Annotated in this window: 18 protein-coding genes and 1 pseudogene; 8 read left to right on the top strand and 11 right to left on the bottom strand. The window is 63.4% G+C overall.

The window, feature by feature from the left end; all coding sequences use genetic code 11:
- Positions 1-2: 2 nt before the first annotated feature.
- Entirely contained in the window at positions 3-1,367 is a 1,365-nt protein-coding gene (locus tag LDN85_RS05890; protein WP_223944847.1) for an MFS transporter, read from the bottom strand.
- 143 nt (positions 1,368-1,510) lie between these two features.
- On the opposite strand from LDN85_RS05890, the gene LDN85_RS05885 reads away from it, so the two are divergent.
- Complete coding sequence (locus tag LDN85_RS05885) at positions 1,511-2,278, top strand: tyrosine-protein phosphatase (RefSeq protein WP_223944846.1); 768 nt, start codon at positions 1,511-1,513, stop codon at positions 2,276-2,278.
- 7 nt (positions 2,279-2,285) lie between these two features.
- Here the strand turns inward: LDN85_RS05885 and LDN85_RS05880 are convergent, their stop codons facing one another.
- A complete protein-coding gene (locus LDN85_RS05880) occupies positions 2,286-3,023 on the bottom strand; it encodes a GAF and ANTAR domain-containing protein (protein WP_223944845.1) in 738 nt (245 codons plus the stop codon).
- Between the two features lie 265 nt (positions 3,024-3,288).
- Between LDN85_RS05880 and LDN85_RS05875 the strand changes: the two genes are divergently transcribed.
- Positions 3,289-3,735, top strand: coding sequence for a hypothetical protein (locus LDN85_RS05875; RefSeq protein ID WP_223944844.1), 447 nt, complete (start codon positions 3,289-3,291; stop codon positions 3,733-3,735).
- A 148-nt stretch (positions 3,736-3,883) separates the two neighbouring features.
- On the opposite strand, the gene LDN85_RS05870 is transcribed toward LDN85_RS05875, so the two are convergent.
- The 4 genes from LDN85_RS05870 to LDN85_RS05855 are packed head-to-tail and all read right to left on the bottom strand — an operon-like array spanning position 3,884 to position 7,833.
- Entirely contained in the window at positions 3,884-4,906 is a 1,023-nt protein-coding gene (locus LDN85_RS05870; protein WP_223944843.1) for a LacI family DNA-binding transcriptional regulator, read from the bottom strand.
- A 24-nt stretch (positions 4,907-4,930) separates the two neighbouring features.
- Positions 4,931-5,677, bottom strand: coding sequence for a cupin domain-containing protein (locus tag LDN85_RS05865; RefSeq protein ID WP_223945431.1), 747 nt, complete (start codon positions 5,675-5,677; stop codon positions 4,931-4,933).
- 1 nt (position 5,678) lies between these two features.
- Positions 5,679-6,701 carry a PmoA family protein gene (locus tag LDN85_RS05860; protein WP_223944842.1) on the bottom strand — a complete coding sequence of 341 codons (1,023 nt, stop codon included), beginning with the start codon at positions 6,699-6,701 and terminating at the stop codon, positions 5,679-5,681.
- Between the two features lie 25 nt (positions 6,702-6,726).
- Entirely contained in the window at positions 6,727-7,833 is a 1,107-nt protein-coding gene (locus tag LDN85_RS05855) for a Gfo/Idh/MocA family oxidoreductase (protein WP_223944841.1), read from the bottom strand.
- A 203-nt stretch (positions 7,834-8,036) separates the two neighbouring features.
- Here LDN85_RS05855 and LDN85_RS05850 point away from each other — a divergent pair, with 203 nt between their 5' ends.
- Both LDN85_RS05850 and LDN85_RS05845 read left to right on the top strand, forming a co-directional pair.
- Positions 8,037-10,526, top strand: coding sequence for a glycoside hydrolase family 3 N-terminal domain-containing protein (locus LDN85_RS05850; protein WP_223944840.1), 2,490 nt, complete (start codon positions 8,037-8,039; stop codon positions 10,524-10,526).
- A 129-nt stretch (positions 10,527-10,655) separates the two neighbouring features.
- Positions 10,656-11,167: pseudogene (locus tag LDN85_RS05845) on the top strand (GNAT family N-acetyltransferase).
- Positions 11,168-11,325: 158 nt separating this feature from the next.
- Here LDN85_RS05845 and LDN85_RS05840 read toward each other — a convergent pair.
- Both LDN85_RS05840 and LDN85_RS05835 read right to left on the bottom strand, forming a co-directional pair.
- Positions 11,326-11,952, bottom strand: a complete 627-nt coding sequence (locus LDN85_RS05840) for an SDR family NAD(P)-dependent oxidoreductase (protein WP_263422081.1) — start codon at positions 11,950-11,952, stop codon at positions 11,326-11,328.
- A 59-nt stretch (positions 11,953-12,011) separates the two neighbouring features.
- Positions 12,012-12,701, bottom strand: a complete 690-nt coding sequence (locus tag LDN85_RS05835; protein WP_223944838.1) for a hypothetical protein — start codon at positions 12,699-12,701, stop codon at positions 12,012-12,014.
- A gap of 96 nt (positions 12,702-12,797) precedes the next feature.
- Between LDN85_RS05835 and LDN85_RS05830 the strand changes: the two genes are divergently transcribed.
- From LDN85_RS05830 to LDN85_RS05815, 4 genes are all read left to right on the top strand, one after another.
- Positions 12,798-13,229, top strand: a complete 432-nt coding sequence (locus tag LDN85_RS05830; RefSeq protein ID WP_223944837.1) for a VOC family protein — start codon at positions 12,798-12,800, stop codon at positions 13,227-13,229.
- Positions 13,226-13,720, top strand: a complete 495-nt coding sequence (locus tag LDN85_RS05825) for a DinB family protein (RefSeq protein WP_223944836.1) — start codon at positions 13,226-13,228, stop codon at positions 13,718-13,720. The genes LDN85_RS05830 and LDN85_RS05825 overlap by 4 nt, the downstream gene beginning before the upstream one ends.
- Before the next feature lie 195 nt (positions 13,721-13,915).
- Positions 13,916-15,901, top strand: a complete 1,986-nt coding sequence (locus LDN85_RS05820; protein ID WP_223944835.1) for an HNH endonuclease signature motif containing protein — start codon at positions 13,916-13,918, stop codon at positions 15,899-15,901.
- A gap of 384 nt (positions 15,902-16,285) precedes the next feature.
- Positions 16,286-17,623: an amidohydrolase family protein gene (locus tag LDN85_RS05815; protein ID WP_223944834.1), complete on the top strand. Its 1,338-nt coding sequence runs from the start codon at positions 16,286-16,288 to the stop codon at positions 17,621-17,623.
- On the opposite strand, the gene LDN85_RS05810 is transcribed toward LDN85_RS05815, so the two are convergent.
- From LDN85_RS05810 to LDN85_RS05800, 3 genes are read right to left on the bottom strand one after another with little or no spacing between them, the layout of a single operon-like run.
- Positions 17,620-18,345, bottom strand: coding sequence for a YesL family protein (locus LDN85_RS05810; RefSeq protein WP_223944833.1), 726 nt, complete (start codon positions 18,343-18,345; stop codon positions 17,620-17,622). The genes LDN85_RS05815 and LDN85_RS05810 overlap by 4 nt on opposite strands.
- A gap of 8 nt (positions 18,346-18,353) precedes the next feature.
- On the bottom strand, positions 18,354-20,003 hold the full coding sequence (locus LDN85_RS05805; protein WP_346347059.1) for an extracellular solute-binding protein: 1,650 nt from the start codon (positions 20,001-20,003) through the stop codon (positions 18,354-18,356).
- A 5-nt stretch (positions 20,004-20,008) separates the two neighbouring features.
- The gene (locus LDN85_RS05800) at positions 20,009-20,878 is read right to left on the bottom strand and encodes a carbohydrate ABC transporter permease (RefSeq protein ID WP_223945430.1); all 870 of its coding nucleotides are present in this window, start codon (positions 20,876-20,878) and stop codon (positions 20,009-20,011) included.
- Positions 20,879-20,901 lie beyond the last annotated feature (23 nt).

Below are 20,901 nucleotides of genomic sequence, written 5' to 3'. Positions count from 1 at the left end.
CGCTAAACCGCGGGCTTCCGCCACATCACGGCCAGCACCAGCACCACGGCACTGAGCCCCAGCATCACCAGGACCATGATCCCCCAGTTGGCCTGGTTCACGCCCGGGCCATAGAGGACGCCGATCAGCACGGTGGCCGTAATGGCGCCAAGGTAGCGGCAGGTCTGGAAGATTCCGGCGGCAACGCCCCGCTCTTCGGGACGGGCTGAAACATACAGGCCTTGGTTGGAGGCGGTACTCACGACGCCATACGGAACGCCCATCAGCGCTGTCAGCACGAACACCAGCGGAGCCCACAACGTCATGGTCAGGAAACCAAGCGTTCCCGCCGCAACCGTCAGAATCAGGACGCCGGTGATCAGGACGGAACGAACACCGTACCGCTCAATGAACCTCACCGTCAGTGGCGTCACCACAACCGACAACGCCGCAAGGGGCAGCATCAGCATGCCCACCACACCGGCGTCGTACTGTCCTGCCTCCTGCAGCAGCTGCGGCAGGCCGAAGAACGCGAAGTAGTAGACGCCGCTGAAAACGATGAACAGCAGGTAGACCAGCAGCAGGGGCCGGTTCCTGCCCAGCAGCCGAAGATCCAGGAACGGCGGCTGAAAGCGCAACTCGCGCCAAGCGAAGAGTGCGCCGATCACGGTGGCGGCCCCCAGCAGGTACCAGCGGTAACCGGGCATGACGTTGAGCAGGGCCATCATGGCGAGCATCAGCGAGGTGACGAACGCGAGGATGCCGGGGATATCGGAATCGCGGATCAGTTGACCGAGCTTGCCGGTCTCGCGCCCGGAATCAACCGGTGCCACTTTGTACACCACGAACATGGCCAGCAAAGCGATGGGCACGTTGATCGCGAACAGTGCCTGCCACCCCACCAGGCTCACCAAAAGCCCACCCACCACGGGCCCCACGGCTGCGGCGGACGTGTTTGCCATCTGGATCCGGCCCAAGGGCCGCGTGGACGGCAAGTTAGCCAGCTTGCTCAGCTCGGTGACCATCACGACGGCGGACGGGTACGCCGTCGCGGTCCCTACGGCCATGAGCGCGCGGGCCACGCAGACCAGCGCGAAGTTGGGGAGGAACGGCGCGATGGCGCAGGTGACCGCCACCAACGCCATGCCGAACATGAACAGGCGGCGGGGGCCGAAGCGATCGGCGAGGCGCCCCATCAGCGGCTGGCCGGCGGCGGAGGCGAGGTAGAAGGAGGTGATGACCCAGGTGACCGTGGCGACGTCGAGCTCGAAATGCTCCCTCAAGACCACCAACGCGACGGCGATCATGGATGAGTTCAGCGGATTCAGCGCCGTCCCCAGGCTCAGCGCAAAGATCGCGAGGCCGGGGCGGGGTTTTTTGACGGTCACCCCACCCAGTGTGCTCCATGGTTGCCTTGGGTCACGAAACGGGGTCACAAAGCGGACTTTCGCGACCGCTTACTGGGAGGACGCTCCCATAAAGCACCTGTAGCATTACGCACACACTGCGCCGGACAAGCTAGGAATCTCATTTGGAAACTCTGGACCTCTCCCCCGTCAACCTGCGCGACCTCGGCGGGCTTCCCGTGTCCGGCGGCATCACCCGCTCCGGCGTGCTGCTCCGCAGCGACGACGTCTCGGTGATGCCTGCCGCGTTCGCCCAGCAAATGATCGACGACGGCGTCACGTCAGTCATCGATCTCCGCTCGCCGGAGGAGGCACTCTTCACCGGGCGGGGTCCGTTGACCGTAGCCGGCGTGAGCTACCACCACCTGGCCTTGACGGCGTCTATTGCGTCGCCTGAAACCATCAGCCACGACATGATGACGGCCGCCACCACGCCCGCACACGTGGGCGCCTGGTACGCCAACCTGCTCGAAACCCAGGCCCGGCAACTCGCCCTCGGTGTGACCCTGGTTGCCATGGCCGATGGCGCCACCGTCTTCCACTGCGCGGCCGGCAAGGATCGTACGGGAGTGTTCGCCGCCGTCGTGCTTTCTGCGTTGGGCGCTACGCCCGAAACCATCTCGGCCGACTACGCCGTCACCGCCACCCGCCTGCCACAGCTGTTCCCGAGGCTGAGGGCCATCCTGGGCGGGCTCATGCCGGATCGCGTCCTGGATGAGGAAGCCATCAAGAGCATGGGCGCCATGATGGGCGCGCACGCTGAGTCCATGGAAGCGATGCAGGCGCTGCTGATTGAGCGGCACGGAAGCGTGCTGGAGCCGGTTCGGCGGGCCGGTTTGTCCGACGCCACGATCGTCCAACTGCGTGAGCGTTTGGTGGTTCCGGGCAGCTGAAGGCCGCCTACTCCTCGAAGTGCGTAGTGACCGAGCCCGAGGAAACTGCCGCGATGATCGACTTGGCCAGATGCCGCAGCTTGATGTTGCGGTTGCTGGATGCTGTGCGAAGGATGGTGAAGGCCTCATCCTGGCTGCACTTGTTCTGCGCCATGATCGCCCCGACAGCGAGGTCGATCACGGTGCGGGACTGCATGGCCGCCGCGAGGTCGTTCCGGGCATCGCTGAGCTGGGCGATCTTCAGGGCCAGACGCAACGACTTGGAAGCATGCGAGGCAAACACTTCGGCACGTTCTATGTCCAACTCGCTGAAAGCATTGATCCGTTCCGAGTAAAGGTTCAGGGCCGCTCGGGTGTCACCCTCCACCAGGAGGGGGACGCTGAGGATGGATCGCAGTCCATGATGTGAGGCCGCCGCGACGTATTCCGGCCAGCGATGCTCCTTCAGCAGGTCCGGTACCAGCACGGAGGTCAGCTTATCCATGGCCGTGAGACAGGGGCCCTCAAAGTCGTTTTGAAGTTCGTCCATTGCGTGGGCGCGGTCATCGCTGCTGGCCGCTGTGGCCGCCTTCTTCCGGCGCAGCACGGTGATGCCGCAAAAGACGGTGGCGTCGGGATGCGAGAGGCTCTCGGCAGAGAAAGCCGCGAGATCGGCGAGAAAAGCTTCTACATCTTCACTGCCCAGGACTAGATCCAAAAAGTATCCATTCTGGAGAGCTTCCTGCTCAGGGCGGGGGTTGACCATGCACGTTCCTACTGACTGAAATGCGTCCCCAGCAGACAGCAAAGGAGCGAAAAGGGCCGCCCTCTGCAAAACGGTCTGGCAATACCTTATCGTCCAACGATCAACGGTACAAAGTGCGGCTCGAAAGGTTTTGACCTGCGGCAACGCAAGCGGCGAGGAGCTATTTTGTCAACCCCGGGCAGGCTTTCGGATCAACCAAGAAGTAAGTAGGCTTACTATGCAAGCGCGGCCTGGTATCAGGCCTTTCATGCAAAGGAGTCAACTGATGGGCATAGAAGACAGCATCCGCAAGACGGCCGAAAACGCCATGGAAGATTTGGCCGGTACGTCCGATCCCGTGAACAATGACCGCGTCCCTGAGCCCGGCGAAAAGGATGACGACGTCCAGGTCCACTCCTCCATCAGCGAGGGCTCCAACTCCATGGACTCTGATGTGCCGGGCGAAAATGATGACCCGCGCACTGCCGGCCACGCGGATCGCGGAACGACGCACGGCACCGCTTCGCACGGCACTGCTTCACATAGCACTGATTCACCCGAGACGACGGACGACGCCGACACCAGCCGCGGCAGCGAAGCGGACACTGACGTTTCCGCTGCCTCAGGTGACGTATCCGGCCCGGCAGGACTGCCACAGGACGATCCCGACGATCTTCGCGCGGACCCTTCCGAAGGCGGCGGGGATCCGTCGACGAGCATGGGTCGGGGCTAAGCAGGCCCGACTAAGACGCCTGGCTAAGACGCGGGGCTAAGCAGGCTCTGCCGAGACGCGGGGCTAGGTAGGCCCGACTCAGACGCCTGGCTAAGCAAGGCTCTGCCAAGACGCCCGGCTAAGACCGCTCGGGGCTAGGAAGGCCTGGCTAGGAAACCGGCGCCGCCGTCGAGCCCCTCACCACCAACTCCGTGCCGAGTTCGATCCTCTGCGGCAACTCCTCATCACCTTCAAGGTGCCGGAGCAGCGCACGCATGGCCGTCTCAGCCATCTGCACCACAGGCTGGCGGATGGTGGTGAGGCCGGGCTCGATCCACTCGGCGGCGGGGATGTCGTCGAAGCCGATGATGGAGAGGTCCTCAGGAATCCGGAGGCCTGCCGAGCGGGCGGCCCTGTAGGCGCCGAGGGCTTGGGCGTCGTTGCCGGTGAAGATCGCCGTGGGCCGGTCGGGAAGGGCCAACAACGCCTCGGTCCCCCGCGCCCCCGACTCGGTGGAGAAGTCACCGGGCACCATGAGGGTCGGATCAGCTTCCACGCCCCCACGGCGCAGCGCCGCAAGGTACCCGTCTTCACGGGCACTGCTGCACTGGAGGTCATCGCGTCCACCGATCATGCCGATTCTCTTGTGGCCAAGCTTCAGCAAATGCTCGGTGGCCGAGAAAGCACCGTCCCAGTTGGCTGCGCCCACGGTCATGAGGTCCGGTCCGGGCTGGCCCACAGGATCGATCAGGATCACGGGAATGCCGAGCGACTTGATCCGTTGGATCTGCTTGGAGTCCAGTTCGTACACGGCGAGAAGGACGCCGTCGGACTTTCGCTCTGCAAGGTTCGCCAGCCACGGCCGGATCCTCGAGCCGTCCAGCGACAAGCTGCTGACCACTGTGCCGTACCCGGCTTCCTGGGCCACCCGCTCCACGCCTTCGATGATCTCGCACGCCCACTCCGAACCCATGCCCGGGAAGACGAGGTCAATGAGTCCGGCCTTCTTGCTGCGCTTGGCGGGGCGGCGGGCGTAATCACGCTTGGCGATGATTTCTTCAACCCTCGCGCGGGTAGCTGCCGCGACGTGCGCATGGCCGTTGAGGACCTTGGAAACCGTGGGCACGGACACGCCGGCTTCCCGGGCGATCTCGCTGATCGTCGCCCGTCCCGAGTCCTGCTTGGTTACCATGGTCCCCACCTTCCCGGCCGGAAATCACGTCCCGGCGATGACAGTTTCGGAAAGTTCCCACGCTTGGATCCGGCCGCACATGCCGTAGATCCTGCGGGTTTTCCGTTCGCCCATCGTAGTCCTCGCATCCTGCATGTAGAAACTTTCCATGGACTCAAGAGAGGCCAACTGCTCCCCTGTGAGGCCGGCCTGTCGCTCGGCGCCCTCGTTGAGGTATCCGCGCCAGCGCTCGGTTTTCCCGTTCACCAAACGTGCTGCCGCTGCATGAAAGTCTGCGAGCGCCGAGACACCTGTTTCCTGCACGGCAGCTTTCAGTTCCAGATATCCCTCCAACGCCAGGTCACGACGACGGCGCGCAGCCGCCTCGGAGGACGCGTCACCGCCGTCGGCGTTCTTTGACGGCAGGGCGGCGGCGCGTGCGTAAGTATCGTGATCCACCAGGTGCTCGGGCGGAAACGTCATCACGGCGTCGCCATTCTCGGGCAGCCCTGCGTTCTGCATGACCACCAGAACCCTGAGGTCCCCCGAATCGTTGATGGCGCGGTGCACGGTACCGGGCGTAAACCAGACCACGGTTCCGGGCGTCAACGCAGTTGAAGTGAAGCCCCGGGAATCCAAAGTCTCAAGCCGCCCGACGCCCTGCTGCACCACATACGCTTCCGTGGACGCAGTATGCAGGTGCGGCGACCCTCCGGCCGCGCCATCCAGCCCGGGCCAATCGTAAATACTGACCTCGGACACAGCGGTTGCGCCCGGGAACGATGTGCACATCTCAGGCCCAGGCATCCAACGCTGTTTTCGCAGCGTGGGCGAGCGCTGCGGCCTGCTGGTCTTCCAGCGCGCCGTCAGAAATCACGACGGCGTACCGGTACGTCAGCGGCTGCCCCTCCTTGAGCGGGACTACTTCGCTGAAGAACGGCGCCGAGCCGAGGCAAGCGAACATGGACGAGCGGGCAAACCACTGGTTGGAGGCACCCGGGTTGGCTTGGTCCTCGACGAACAGGATGCTGGATTTCCGGCAGGTGACATCGTGCTGGCCGGTGAAAGCAATCCATGGTGAGCGGGTGCCCATGAACTCGTCCCCGCCGGTCCCGTTTTCGGATCGGAATTCCCCGCCCGTGAAGGACCGGGGTCCGCGCCAGAACAGGCCGCCGTATCCGGCGTTGTCGCGTCCCTCGGTGGTGGGGCTGCCGATCCCGATCTCAGCACCGGAGACGTTCTCCATGGTGGATTCGAAGAGGATCGTCCACGCGTTGCCCGCCGGGAGAAGTTGAATGGCGAAACGGCGCTGTTCGCGGATGAGGGGGCTGCCGGCCTCGGTTTTGCTGGCTGCGGCGGACTCATCCGGCTGGGCAGTCACTGCCGGCTGAGCGGTCCAGAGAAGCGTTTCCGCCGCGGTGATCCCCGCGCCGCCGCCCTCTATGCCGGTGACCTCGATGCTTGTGAAAGCCTCGTGGTTCATGGCCCCGTTGTTGTCCAGGTTCGAGTAGCCGGTCTCGCGGGTGTAAGTGGCTCCGCCCCAGAAGTTGTGCTCGCCCACGTTTGGCAGCGCCCATGAGAGACCCTTGTGCCAGACGTGATCCCACGGCCTGGAAATGGTGACCTCGTCCCCCTCCAAGGTGGTGAGCGGGTGGAAGTAGGGACGGGGACTCTCGTACTGGTCATCCGTGGGTCGGTAGGTGTACGTCGCGATGTCCTGGGTTCCGACAGTCAAGGTCAGGGAACTGCCATCATCCGTGTAGCTCAGCGTGTCGGCGGGGGCGGTTTGGGTAGTGGTCTGGGCTGTGGTGGTCATCAGGGTCTCCGTTGTGAGTAGGGTTTCAGGCGCGGGCTGTGGAGGCGAGGACGCGGGTACCACGGCCCTCGCCGTCCATGCCCTCATAGAAGGGATGGCCGGGAACGATTTCTCCGCGTCGGACGGGCTGCCCAGTAAAGGCTGAAGCGTAGATGGCGGCAGCGAACTCCAGCGTTTGCCGCGCAGAGTCCGCGCCGGCTGGGAGCGGCAATCCGGCGTCGAGCGCTTCATACATGGCAAGGAACTGGGCGGAGTGGCCGCTGCCGCGTTCCAACGGTTTCGCATTCCACGCGGCGGACACGGAGTCCTCGTGCCCGGGAGCTGCGGTGATGGTCCAGTCCTTGGTGCCGTACCCGTAGAGGTGGCTGAGTTCGATGGTGGCAAATTCGCAGTCAATCCGGATGTCCGAGGTCTCCCGCGGCGAGAGCAGCGAGTTGGTCACGGTTGCCGCGGCACCGTTCTCGAACCGGACCAGGGCGGCGGAGAAATCTTCAGTGGAGGTGGCCCGGGCTTGCCGGGAAGCGATCGCAGTGACCTCTTCCCACGGTCCCAGCAGGTGGAGCAGGAGATCGAACTGGTGGATGCCGTGGCCCATGGTGGGTCCACCGCCCTCGGCCTTCCACGTGCCACGCCAAGGGAGGTCGAAGTACTCGTCCGGGCGGTACCAGAGGGTGTCGCAGCGGGCTACGAGTGGGCGGCCAAAATCGCTGCCGCCGATCAGCGTACGGGCTGCGGCCGAGGCGTCGCCGAAACGATGCTGGAAGACGCAGGAGAACTGTGCGCCGCCTTTTACCTGGGCGTCGTTGAGGCGGTCGAAGTCGGCCAGGCTCAGGGCCGGCGGCTTCTCGGAGAGAACGTGGACGCCTGCTTCGAGGCACTCGATCGCTTGGTCAATGTGCATCATGGGCGGCGTGCAGAGGTGCACGATGTCCGGCTTGGCCTCAGCCAGGAGTTCCGTGAGGCTCTGGTAGCGGCCGGCGATGCCGTGCTCATCCGCGAAGCTCTGCAGGCGGGACTCGTCCACATCGCACGCTGCCACTAACTCCGCCCGGTTATCCGTCCGTGCCAGGTTGGACGCGTGGACTGCCGCAATCCCGCCTGTGCCAACAAGGGCCACTCTGTACGTGTGCATGTGAGTCTCTCCATCGGGATTCATTTCCGAAAGTTTCTTATTTCATTTGGTGAGTTTCTTCGGCTCACCAGATGAATGCTTCCGCTTCACTGCTCAACGCTATGAAGCCTGCGCTGAACAAGTCAAGGGTTTGGGACTATGGAAACTAAATATGGATTTCTGATAGTTTCTAAAAATCATCTTCAGAATCCAAGGAGAAGCCTGTGAGCACCGGCGCCGCCGATCAGCAAGCACTTGCCCGCGTTCCGGCGTCGGACGTCGTAGAGCACCTCATCCGCGAGATGACCCTCGAGGAAAAGCTCGCCCAATTGGTGGGCGTGTGGGTCAACGCCTCCACTGACGGCGATTCCGTGGCTCCTCTGCAAAGCCAGATGGCGGGAGACGCCCGTTCCTGGGACGAGATCATCGCTAATGGACTCGGACAGATTACGCGCATGTACGGCACCGTTCCTGTTGAGCCGGCCGAGGGCGCCCGACGCCTGGCCGCCGCTCAGGAACAGATCATGGCCGCGTCCCGGTTTGGCATCCCGGCCCAGGTTCACGAGGAATGCCTGGCCGGCCTTGCAGCATGGAAGGCCACAGCGTTCCCTGTTCCCCTGGCTTGGGGCGCCACGTTCAATCCGGCCCTGGTCCAGGAGATGGCAGCCCGCATCGGTAGCAGCATGCGGTCCTTGGGCGTCCATCAGGGCCTGGCCCCGGTGCTGGATGTGGTGCGCGACCTCCGTTGGGGCCGTGTGGAGGAGACCATCGGCGAGGACCCCTATTTGGTGGGAACCGTTGCCACCGCATACGTCCAGGGACTGGAATCCACCGGCATCGTCGCAACGCTCAAACACTTCGTGGGCTACTCAGCCTCCCAGGCCGGCCGCAACCACGCGCCGGTCTCCATGGGACCCCGCGAACTCGCCGACATCATGCTGCCGCCGTTCGAAATGGCGATCCGTCACGGCGCTCCCCGTTCGGTAATGCACGCTTATACCGACGTCGACGGCGTACCGGCCGCTGCGAACCGCGCACTGCTGACCGGGCTGCTTCGTGAGGAATGGGGTTTCACCGGGACTGTGGTTGCCGACTACTTCGGCGTTGCCTTCCTGGACGTCACCCATGGCGTGTCCGCGGACTCCGGTGACGCCGCTGTGCTGGCCCTGAGTGCCGGCGTCGATGTTGAACTGCCTACCGTGAACTGCTTCGGCGAGCCACTGCTGCGGCGTATCCGCGAAGGCGCGCTGGACGAATCCGTGGTGGACCAAGCCCTGCGCCGCGTACTGAGGCAGAAGGCGGAAGTTGGCTTGTTGTCGCCGGACTTCTCCCCTGTTCCGGCGGTGTTGGCTGATGGTTTGTTGGCTGACGGCGCGTTGGCTGATGGTGTGTTGGCTGATGGTGTGTTGGCTGATGGTTTGTTGTCCGGTAGTGACGGACCGGGCCGGGTTGATGGTGTAGTGGCTGATGGTTTGTTGTCCGGTAGTGACGGACCGGGCCGGGTTGACTTGGATCCCGCCGAAAACCGGGAGTTGGCGCGCCAATTGGCCGCCCAATCACTAGTGCTGCTGAGCAACCGGGACTTCGCTGAAGCTCCCGCTCTACCCCTCGGTCACGTCGGTTCACTGGGCGTGGTGGGTCCCTTGGCCGACGACCCCTTCGCGATGCTTGGCTGCTACTCCTTTGACGCCCATGTTGGAGCCTCCCACCCCGACGTACCCATGGGCATCTCCGTTCCGTCCGTGGCAGGCGTTGCCTCAGAACAATTTGAATCGGTGGCCACATCCGTCACCGGAAACTGCGAGGCCGCCACCGAGGAACAGATCTCCGAAGCCTGTCAGGTGGCAGCCTCCGTGGACACCTGCGTAGTGGTGGTGGGCGACAACGCAGGCCTATTCGGCAGGGGCACCTCGGGTGAAGGAAACGACGCCGCCGACCTCCGCCTGCCCGGCGACCAACACCGAATGCTGGACCGTATCCTCGTTTCCTGTGCTGAGTCCGGAACCCGCGCAGTGGTGGTTGTGTTGAGCGGCCGCCCGTACGCTTTGGGCGACTTCACTGACCGCGCCGACGCGATCATCCAAGGGTTCTTCCCGGGCGAAGAAGGAGCCGAGGCGCTCTGGGACGTGCTCACCGGCGTCGTCAATCCGTCCGGCAAACTTCCCGTCTCAGTGCCACGGTCCCCCGGCGGCCAGCCCGGCACCTACCTGCATTCCAAGCTGGCCGGTCCCAGTGGTGTCAGCGCGCTGGACCCCTCACCGCTGTTCGGCTTCGGGCACGGCCTGTCCTATACAACGTTCGAGTTGACCGGCCATCAGTGCAGCGCGCCCACCATGTCGACGTCGGACTCGGTCACCGTCAGCTGCACTGTCACCAACACCGGTTCCCGTGGCGGCGCCGAAGTTGTTCAGTTGTACCTGGAAGATCCGGTGGGCGAAGTGGTCCGTCCCGTGCGCGAGCTGATCGGCTATGCCCGCGTCGAGCTGGAAGCCGGCGCGTCCGCCGTCGTCGATTTTGTGGTTCACGCCGACCGCACCTCCTTCACCGGGCTGGACCTTCAGCGCGTGGTGACGCCCGGGCTGGTGAAGCTCCACGTCGCCACGGCCAGCACCGCCGACGCCCATACACATGAGGTGATCCTGCACGGGCCGCGCCGCGTGGTGGGGTTCGAGCGGGAAATGCTGACCCCGGTGGAGCTGCGGCCCCTGCCCTGATCGGTGTGCGGCCATCACCCACTTTGGACTCCGTGCGGGGCTAATGCAGCCAATAGCGGTTGTTTATCGGGGCCGCGGAGCTGAAAGTGGGTGGTGAAGTCACAGCCCGACGACGGGTAGGCTTCGGGGATGCTCCCCCACCCCACGCCACGGCTGCGCTTCCGCGAAATGACCATGGCCGATCTCGATGCGATGAGGTCGCTGCTGGGTGATCCCGAGGTGATGACGTACTACCCTGCTCCCAAAACCCGCGACGAAGCGGCTGCCTGGATCCAGTGGAACAGGGACAACTATGCGCGCGACGGGCACGGGTTGTGGATTATTGAAACGCACGACGGCGGATTCGTCGGGGACTGCGGATTGACGTGGCAACAGGTCAACGGGCGGTGCGAGCTTGAGGTCGGCTACCACGTTCGGCGGGAGCTGCAGGGCCGGGGGTACGCCTCGGAAGCAGCCTTGGCATGCGGGATCTTGCGCGGGATGTCCTGGGGGTTGAGCTCCTTGTTGCGATCATCCATCCGGACAACGTGGCGTCGCGCCGGGTCGCTGAGCGGCTGGGGATGCGGCACCTTGAAGATGATGGGGGCGGATCCGGCGGCGAACACATTGTGCGGACCGTGATGGGCGTGGAGTTGACCTAGCGGATATGCCATCAGGTGTGCCGTCACCACCCACTTTGGATTCCGACAGGCCGTAATACACCCAATTTCGGTTGCACCGCGGCCTATCCGGGATCAAAGAAGGTCAGGAAGCCACGCCTCCACAGCAGGGAAGCGCCGAAGTGCAGCAGTCCACCCCACTACCAGGGGAGGTCCGCCGCTCCGAGTGACACAAATCGAGGCGACACGCGGTCCCCCGAGTCCACCAACTCCCGCAGCTCGCGGGCGGCCAGCCGTGGATCCTTCGAGGCATCGGATTGCCCCATCCCCGTGGCCAGCTTCCCCGGGTGAACTGCCCAACAGCGCACTTGGCCGGAGAGGTCCTGGGCGAGGGAGGTGGTCAACATGTTTTGCGCAGCCTTGGAGATTTTGTAGGCGTAGCTCGTGGAAAGGTCCGAGTAGTCGCCCCTGGCCTGCGCCGCCACTGAGCCCAGGCGGGACGTGACGTTGATGATCACCGGATCGGGCGCGGCCAACAGGTTCGGCAGGACGGCCTGCACCAGGCGCAAGGGTCCAGCGACGTTGACGTCGACGGCGTTCATGACGCCTTCCGCTGCAATGTCGCCAAGGTTGGAATGCCGGGCTCCCTGGGCAGCATTATTGATCAGTACATCGATGTGGCTGTCCCCGAGGGCTGACACTAACTCAGCCGATGGCTCATGTCGGACATCGTGGGTGATTGTGGTGACGTGCTGCCGATCGGCCCACTCCGCGGGTGTCCGTGTGAGCGCCACAACCGCCCATCCGGCGTCGGAAAATTCTTCCACCAATGACTTCCCCAGACCGCGGCCGGCACCGGTAATGACCGCGAGCCTTTTCCTGGGCGTCAAGCGAACCGCACGTCAGTGTCCGGGTCCTTGCGGGAATCAAGCATGCTGACGATTTTGCTTTCGAGTGCGGCAACCGTAGCCTCCGGCAGGACAATCAAGCCGTCGAGTTCCTTGCGGGCACGCTTGTATGCGGTTTGGCGCTCGGCAGGGGTGGCGGCAGTGTCTTCGGCGATGCGCAGCAGCTTCCTCGCCGTCGCAAGCCGTTGACGTTCGGGGCCACTGAAGTTGCCGTCCTTGATACGCCGTGCTTCCCGCTCGGCCACATCAAAAGCGAGTTCGTAGCTGTGGACGGCCGCACGGTATTCAGCCAGCCGGGCCGGCGTCGAAATCTCTTCCGGGGTGGCGGTCCGTAAGCCGTCGGCCTCTTTCTTGGCGCGCAGGAAGGCGACTGTGAGGGGTTCTCTAACGTCGGTCATGAGCGGGAAATCAATGAGGTTGCCGACGTCCAGCTCATAGTCGAGCCATTTGTGGTTCACGGAATCGTGAGCGGACATCAGCGAAACGACCTCGGCCTGGTTGGCTTCCTCGTGCACCGCCAACTGGTTCTGCAACTTCAACAACTCCACTTTGCGGCGGTGCCGTTCCTCGCTGGCCTTGGACCACGACCGTGCCCAGCCACCAGCCATCGCGCCGATAGGGAAAATGAGCCACCAGTAACTGCCAAGGAAGTCGAAGAGGGGTTCCACTGCTCCATCCTCCCACCGGCTTGGACCAGGCCTCAACAGGCGGGCAGGACTCGCGCGGCGGGTATCGCCGTCGTACCTTCCCGTTAGGCTTCCCCTATGGAACAGCGACTGCATTTCCTCACGTTCGCCACGCCGGACCTCGACGCCGCCCGCGACTTCTATCGGGACGGGCTCGGGTGGGATCCGGCCATGGACGTACCCGGCGAGATTCTCTTCTTCCAGATTGCGCCGGGGCTGATGCTCGGCCTGTTCGATGCCGACAAGTTCGATCAGGACCTTGGCGCCAGCACTCCTTCCCCCGGCGTGAGCGGAGTGACGCTCTCCCACAACGTGGGCAGTGCGGCTGAGGTGTCCAGCACCATCGAGGCGCTGGCGGCGGCTGGTGCGACGGTTTTGAAACCGGCGCAGGCAGGAGCTTTCGGCGGCATCTTTCACGGGCACGTCAAGGATCCGAACGGCATCATCTGGGAGATCGCCCATAACCCCGGCTGGAACATCAACGACGACGGAACGGTGGTTTTCGGATGAGCGCACTGCCGCACACTTTCACTGAGGACGTCATCAACCAGGACGCCCGCACGCAGTTTGATACGTTCCTCGACGAGCACCGCCGGGCCCTCAACGAGTGCCTCGACGGGCTCACTGAAGAGCAAGCACGACGGCGGCTGGTCGCCTCGCGCACTACGCTCCTGGGCTTGGTGAAACACGCAACCTTCGTGGAGAAGGTGTGGTTCGACGAAGCCATCACGTGCCCATCCCGGGCAGAGATCGGCATCCCGGCGACGCCTGATGAGTCCTTCATCCTGGAAGATCACGACACCATTGCCAGCATTCAACGCGCCCATGCCGAGGCTTGCTCGGAGTCCCGGGAGGCGGCCTCATCCCTTGGGCTCGATGACCTGGTCCTGGGCAATCGGCGCGGGCCGCTGCCCCTTAGATGGGTATACCTCCACATGCTCCGCGAGCTCGCCCAGCATTGCGGGCATGCGGATATTCTGCGCGAGCAGGTCACTCGGTAGCGTAGGGTCCGCGTAGCGGGTGACGGCGTAGCGGAGGGTCCGCGTAGCGGGTGACGGCGTAGCGGAGGGTCCGCGTAGCGGGTGACGGCGTAGCGGGCATTGCGGGACAGGTCGCTCTGGGGCACGGTCATGTGGGAGCAGGCACGCAGGAGTCGAGCCCCTAAAAATGTCAGACCCTCCTGACACGATGTTTTTATGGAAGATGCAGGGCAGGTATCGGCACTAAGGGCGCAGACGTCCCCTGCTGTGGCTGCCTTGACCGCTTTCCGGTCACGACGCTTCTTGAGCATGCCGGACTTGCTGAGGGCTGGATTCAAGGATTCGACGCCGGTGACCGTCAGCGTCGGATTCCATGACGCTGGGTTCCCAAAGAAGCCGGCTAAGCGCGCTCCGTCGCCAGCCGTTGCCACGCGCAGCCCCGGATCGAGTCCGGCCCTCCAGCCGATCCAACGTTTCGATGCTACGCAGTCGAAACACCTTTCATCTGCCGCGCTGGACCTGAGGGCCCTTCTTAACGACAGTGCGGCACTTCTGGACTCCGCACGCGTCTCTGCTGCCGACGAAGCTTCTCTTTTTGCGTTTGTTGAGGCTGCTGATTTTGCCGGCAGGGTGGAGGAGATCGCCCGGTCCGTTGAGTACTTACAGGTCGTGGCGGCGCAGGCTGTGGAGCGGACGCGGACGGCGGCGCAGCAGTCGAGTGCGGGGACGTTGTCGGCAGCGACGGAATGGCGGACGGGCTGGGTCGAGCCGGTGCCGGTGACGGAGCAGAGGTCCGAGGGCGCAGCAACTTCCCAGTCCTGGACGGGAACCAGCAGCGCTCACGCTGGCAGCACTCACGCTGGCAGCATCGAGACCGGAGCGAAAACAGGGTCCGAGGCAGGTGTTGCGGGATCGGCCGGTGTCTTGGATGACGGGTACCGGAACGCGGCTGAGTTCTTGCGGGCACGGTTGCGGATCGGGATCGGCGAGGCCCGGCGCAGGCTCGCCCTCGCCCCGGATGTCCTCCCCCAACCCGGCATGACCGGCCAGGACATCCCGGCCCGACGCGGGATCCTGGCCGAAGCCCTGGCCACCGGAGACCTGCCGTCCCGGTCAGCGACCATCATCAGCAGCGCCCTGGACAAAGTCCGGAACCTCACCGACGACGCCACCATCACCCGGATGGAACACGCCCTCACCAAAACCGCAGTCGAGTCCGACCCCGACTTCGTCACCAAAATGGCCAAACGCTGGACCGACCGCATCGACCAAGACGGACCCGAACCTACCGAAGAAGTCCTCCGCCAACACCAAGGCGCGTTCCTGCGCCGCCGACGCCGCTACGGCCTGCACCACATCGAAATCTTCGCCACCACCGAACAATACGAAACCCTCACCACCACCATGAACACCGCCACCAACCCACGCCTGACCACCACAGGCGCCGGCACGGCCATGGCCGCTGGTGCTGACCCCCGCGTTAGAGCTGGCACTGGGGCCGGTGCGGGTCTGAGTGCTGATGCTGGCTTCGGTGCTGATGCTGGCCCTGATGCCGGCGACGGCCCTGACCTTGACCGGCGCTCCCGGGCCCAGAAACTCCTGGACGGCCTCACCGGCGCCTGCAACCTCGCAATGACCACCGCGAAACTACCCTCCAACGGCGGACTCAGACCCCAACTCACCGTCACCATCGACTACAACGAACTCTTCGATCAACTCACCCAACACACCAGCACCGGTTTAGGCGCGGGTACAGGCACCAGCCCAGACACAGGCACAGGCACAGCGACGTTCGCCGGACCCATCCACCCCAACACCATCCGCAAAATAGCCTGCGACGCCGACATCATCCCCGTCCTGCTCGGCAGCGAAGGACGCATCCTGGACATCGGCCGCACCACCCGGATCTTCCCACCCCACATCCGCAAAGCCATCACCGCCCGCGACGGCGGCTGCGCCTTCCCCGACTGCACCATTCCAGCACCCTGGTGCGAAGCACACCACACCACCTACTGGTCCCACGGCGGCACCACCTCAACACACAACGGCACCCTCCTCTGCAGCCACCACCACCACCTCATCCACAAAGAACAATGGCGGATCGACATGAAAACCGGCGTCCCCTGGTTCATCCCCCCACCCCACATCGACCCCCAACAAAAACCCCGACGCAACCACCACCACACACCCCAACGAACATAAAGGGTGTCGCGCGGATGCGCCGCGATCTTGGGTGAGCGTGTACTTTGCGGGTCGAAATTTGGGAGGGCCAGGCGAAGCGATGTTTGCTTTCGGGCCGCTTCCCCGTGCCCGCGATGTGCGACCTGCGAATGCCACCGCGGTAGACCAGCAGAGCGCCGGCGAACAAGATCAAATGCACGCTGGTAGGGGCCCGCACCGAAGCCGGCGATGAGAGGCCCGTGGTGCCCCGAAGCGGTTGCCATTTGGAATACCAAACATGCTGTTGATCCTGAGAGTTTCCCGTTATTGCTTGCGTCACACCTCTACGCTGAGGCATTCTGGAATACCAAATGCTCAACCGCAGGCAAGTAGCGGCCGGGCAGCTCGTTCCCCAGGAGTCCAATCATGTGCCTTCACGATCACACCTCAGCACCCAAACCCGAGGGTCAGTTGCCCCGCCGTGGCATCCTCGCCGGCGCTGCAGCATTGGCCGGAATCTCCGTTGCCGGCATAGCCGCGCAGCTGGCTTCAGCGCCGGCTGCCCTCGCCGACAACACGCAGTCGGCTCCAAACTACCCGGGCCGGCCATTGACCACCCAGGCCCTCATCATCGACGGCGGAACCGTGGTGGACCCAAAAACCGGCGATGCTGTGGCCGATGGGGTGGTAGTGCTCGACGGCGGCAAGGTCGCCGCCGTCGGTACCCGGGACGAAACGCGCAAGGCTGTTGCCGCCGTCGCGAACCGTGCCCGCAAACTCAACGCCTCGGGTAAATGGGTCCTCCCAGGACTCGTCGATGCCCACGTCCACGCCAACGCTCTGGCCGATGCCCGCGCCCTCCTGCAAGGCGGTGCCACCAGCGTACGCAGCGGTTCGAGCACTTTCTACCAGGACATTGCCCTCGCCGCCCTGCCGTCGTGGGCGCCTGGTCTCTCACCGAGGATGACGCCGGCGGGACTGTTTATCTCACCGGATCAAGGGGATTCACTTTTGGCTGATCCGGATTTGGCACCCTTGGCGACCCTCAGCGGTGGTGTGAAGGACCCGCAGGACCTCGCGTACCTCACCCGCATCAACCTCAAACGGGGCGCTGAGGTCATCAAGACCCGCGCCAACCCGCGCGCTGGCATTCCCGAACAGGATCCCCGTGAATTGGTCTACAACGTGGACCAGATCGGCGCGATCGTCAAGGCCGCCAAGGGAGCCGGTGTCCTCTGCCACGCCTACAGCGCCGAAGGAATCGATGGCGCCGTCCGGGCCGGGGTTCGCAGCATTGAGCACGGCGTCTTCATGACGGAAAAGACCATCCAGGAAATGGCCCGTCGCGGTACGTTCTTTACGCCCACCATGGACGCCATCACCAGCATGGCCCGCTCCGCCAACCCCATCCTGGCAGCACGCGGAACCGAGTACACGCCCATCCTCCAGGCCGCCGTACGGGCAGCCAAGGACGCTGGAGTGACTATCGTGGCCGGCACCGATTCCTTCGGAACGGGTGTGACGCCCATTGGCACGGAAGCGCGTTTGCTCGCCGAAGCCGGGCTGACCCCGTTGGAAGCATTGCAGGCAGCCACCACCAATGCGGCGCGGTTGCTGGGCCGCGGCGAAAATGTTGGTCGCTTGGTTCGCGGCTCCATGGCGGACGTCGTGGTGGTGGATTCGGATCCCCTGACTGACGGCTCGGCCTTGGAAAAGGTCAGCACGGTGATCGCCCAAGGTGCCGTGGTGCGGACCAACCTCTAGCCCGTCGCGGAGGAACCCGCCGGGGAGTAACCGGCCGCGGAAACCTCTGCAGCCACAGTGAACCTCTCCTCCACCAACTCCAGAAGCGGGCGGGAGTTCAAGCACAACAGGTAAAGGATCAGTCCGCCGACCAACAGCAGTAACCACACGCTGCTGGAAATCAGCACGAACCCAGCAACAAAGAGGATCCCCAGGTTCCCGAGGGCTACGCGCTTCCTGGCTCCAATGCTGTAAACCGACAACCGGTAGATGTCCACAGTGCGGAAAGTGAAGCGGGACAGCAACAGCATCGCGTGCACAGCAGCCGTGCTCACCACCAGGCCCAGGCCCACCAGCCCGACCCGGGCAGCAACCGTTTCAGGGTTGCTGCCCGGCAGGCTGCTGAGATTGGCAACAATGACTGCAAGGAGTGCTGCGTAGGGCAACCAAAGCACCAAGGCTTGGCCGAAGTTGCTCCGGTATGACTTCACGAAGTCGCCGAACACGCCAGTGTCCTCACCGGCGACAAGCCGGTTGAAGGCGTAACAGCAGGCCACCAGTGACGGCCCCACCAGCACGAAGCCCAACAATGCCGCGGGACCCACCAGCCCGGCCAGCAATGGCATAAGTACCACCAGCACATTCGCCAGCGCCAGCAATGCCCCGCCCACCATGACGCCGTACACCAGGCCCGCTGCCTTGAACAACGGGCCGGACCCGTACTGGGCTTCCTTCGCAGCCATCGGAAGGGCTACTTCTTGTCCGCGTAGGTCTTGTAGGCCTTGTTGGCCAACTCCACGTATTTGGTCTGGCCCTTGCTGTCGAGTTCCTTGACGTAGGCGTCGAACTCGCCCAGGGCCCGCTGCCCGGTGATGAACTTGAGAGCGTTCTGCTTGACGTGGTCCTTGAGCGGGGTGAGCGCCAGTGTTGCCTGTTCCCGGTCAACGTCGTTGAACGGTACGGGCGGGGGCACCGGGCGGGGCTTTTTGGACTTCATTGCCTCCTGGAACGCCAACTCCTCTTCATTGAACGTAGAGTGCAACAGTTCCGTGGCTCCGCCGTAGGCGAAGTTGCCACCGGAGAAGCCGTAGTCCACCCGGAGGTCCTTGGTGCCGGCGGGGTTGAGGCCCTGGAAGTTGATGTCGGAAGCGAGTTGACGCTTGCCGCCGGACTTGGTGAACGTGGTTCCTTCCACGCCCCACTTGCTGAACTCCTGGCCGGCGTCGCTGTAGAACAACCAGTCGATGTACTGGATCAGTGCCACAAAGCTGTCCTTGTCCTTCACGGAGGAGTTCAGCATGATGCCGTTCTCCAAGCGGGTGCCTCCAATGACGTCACCCTCCGGGCCTCCGGGAACCGTGATCTTACCGATCTCAAAGTTGCCCTTGCCCATGGACTGCTCCATGGAGGTGCGGTACGTGATGACATTCTGGGAGTTGGCGCTGATGACGAACGACTTGCCGGACACAAACTTCTGGATGGCTGAATCGTCGGTCTGGGTGAAGCTTTCGGGGTCCATCAGGCCCTCGGAGACCAACGAATTGAAGTAGGTCACCAGGTCCTTGAACTTGTCCGAGCCGGCGGCGAAGCCGAACTCCTTCTTGTCCTCATCGAACTGCAGGCCGTCCACCAGCCCCCACCCGGCCTGGGTCCCGAAAGCCGCACTGGCAATATTCAGGACACTGTCGCCCTTGAACCGGTCGGAGTAGGGAACCACATCAGGGTAGGCCTTCTTCAACGAGCGCAGGACCTCCCTGAATTCTTCCCACGTGGCGGGTTCCTCAAGGCCTTCCTTCTTCAACACATCCTTGCGGAAGCAGAGGGAGTAATCCGGCCAGAGTTCCTCATGCAGGCCCGGGAGGACGTAGTACTTGCCGTCTTCCTGCGTCAGTCCTGCAATCTCCGGCTCAAGCTTCCACTTCTTCACCTTCTCCTGGAAATGCGGCATCAGGTCCACGTAGTCACTGACCGGCAGAACGGCCCCGGCGGAAACGAATGCTGCTTCCTGTCCCGGGTAGGTTTTGGCGATGATTTCCGGGGCGCTGCCGGAGCTGATGAGCAGGCTGCGCTTTTGCTCGTAGTCGCTGTTCGGAACGATGGTGGGTTCCAGGGTGACGTTGTTGTCGCTGGCCATTTTGGTGAACAGCAGCCAGTCCTTCTTGTACGGGTAGGTGGGCTGGTCGGAGAACAGGAATGTGAACGTCAGCGGCTCCGTCGCCTTGAACGTGTCACCGACGCCGAAGCTGTCCATCGCGCCCTTGCGGGACTTGGAGGTGTCCACCTTTTCGGTGGTTTCGGCGTCGCAACTGGTCAGCATGAGGCCGATGGTGACAACAGATGCGAGTCCAAGAAAATCTCGTCTGCGAAGCTCAGGTTTGTGGATCATTGAATGTCCTTTCATAAGGGTTATTCCTTGACGGAACCGAGCATGACGCCCGAGAAGAAGTACTTCTGCACGAAGGGGTAGACGCAAAGGATGGGGATGACGGTCAGGACGATGGTGACCGATTGGATGTTGGCGGCGATCTGGCCGACGTTCTCCGCTGTTCCGCCGGCTGAGCCCGCTGTGGTGACTCCGGCGATCATGTTGCGCAGGTAGATGGTGACCGGGAAAAGGTCAGGGTTGTCGAGGTAGAGGAAAGCCTGGAACCAGGAGTTCCAGTTGGCCACGGCGTAGAACAGGATCATGGTGGCCACGATTGCCTTGCTGAGCGGCAGCACCACCCGGAACAGCACCCCGTACTGGGTGAGTCCATCGATCGATGCTGCTTCTTCCAGTTCGCGGGGCATGTTCTCGAAGAAGGACTTCATGATGAGCAAATTGAACACACTGATCGCGTTCGGGAGCACAACGGCCCAGATGGAGTCCCTCATGCCCAGGGAGCTGATGAGCACGTAGTTGGGAATCAGGCCGCCGTTGAAGAACATGGTGAACACGGCCAGGCCAATGAACACGCTGCGTCCTTTGAGGTCCTTTTTAGCGATCGCGTACGCGAATGCAGTAGTGAGGACCATGGAAATGGCCGTCGCCACCACGGTGTACAGGACGGTGTTGCCGTAGTTGTTCCAGAAGGTGGAGTCGGCCAGGATCAGCTTGTACGTCTCGGTGTTGAAGCCCATGGGGAACAGGTTGACCTGGCCCGCGTTGATGAACCCTTCGCTGGAGAACGATTGGGCAATGATGTTCAGGAACGGGTACACCGTCAGGAACACGACCAACAGCAGGAACACCAGGTTGACGGCCCGGAAGATCCGCATGGCGCGTGAGACTTTCATGTCTTTCACAAGGACGCCTTGGG

It is taken from the genome of Arthrobacter sp. StoSoilB20 (genome assembly GCF_019977295.1).
In the GTDB taxonomy this organism is placed as follows: domain Bacteria; phylum Actinomycetota; class Actinomycetes; order Actinomycetales; family Micrococcaceae; genus Arthrobacter; species Arthrobacter nicotinovorans_A.
This window is presented reverse-complemented; position numbering and strand designations above follow the sequence as displayed.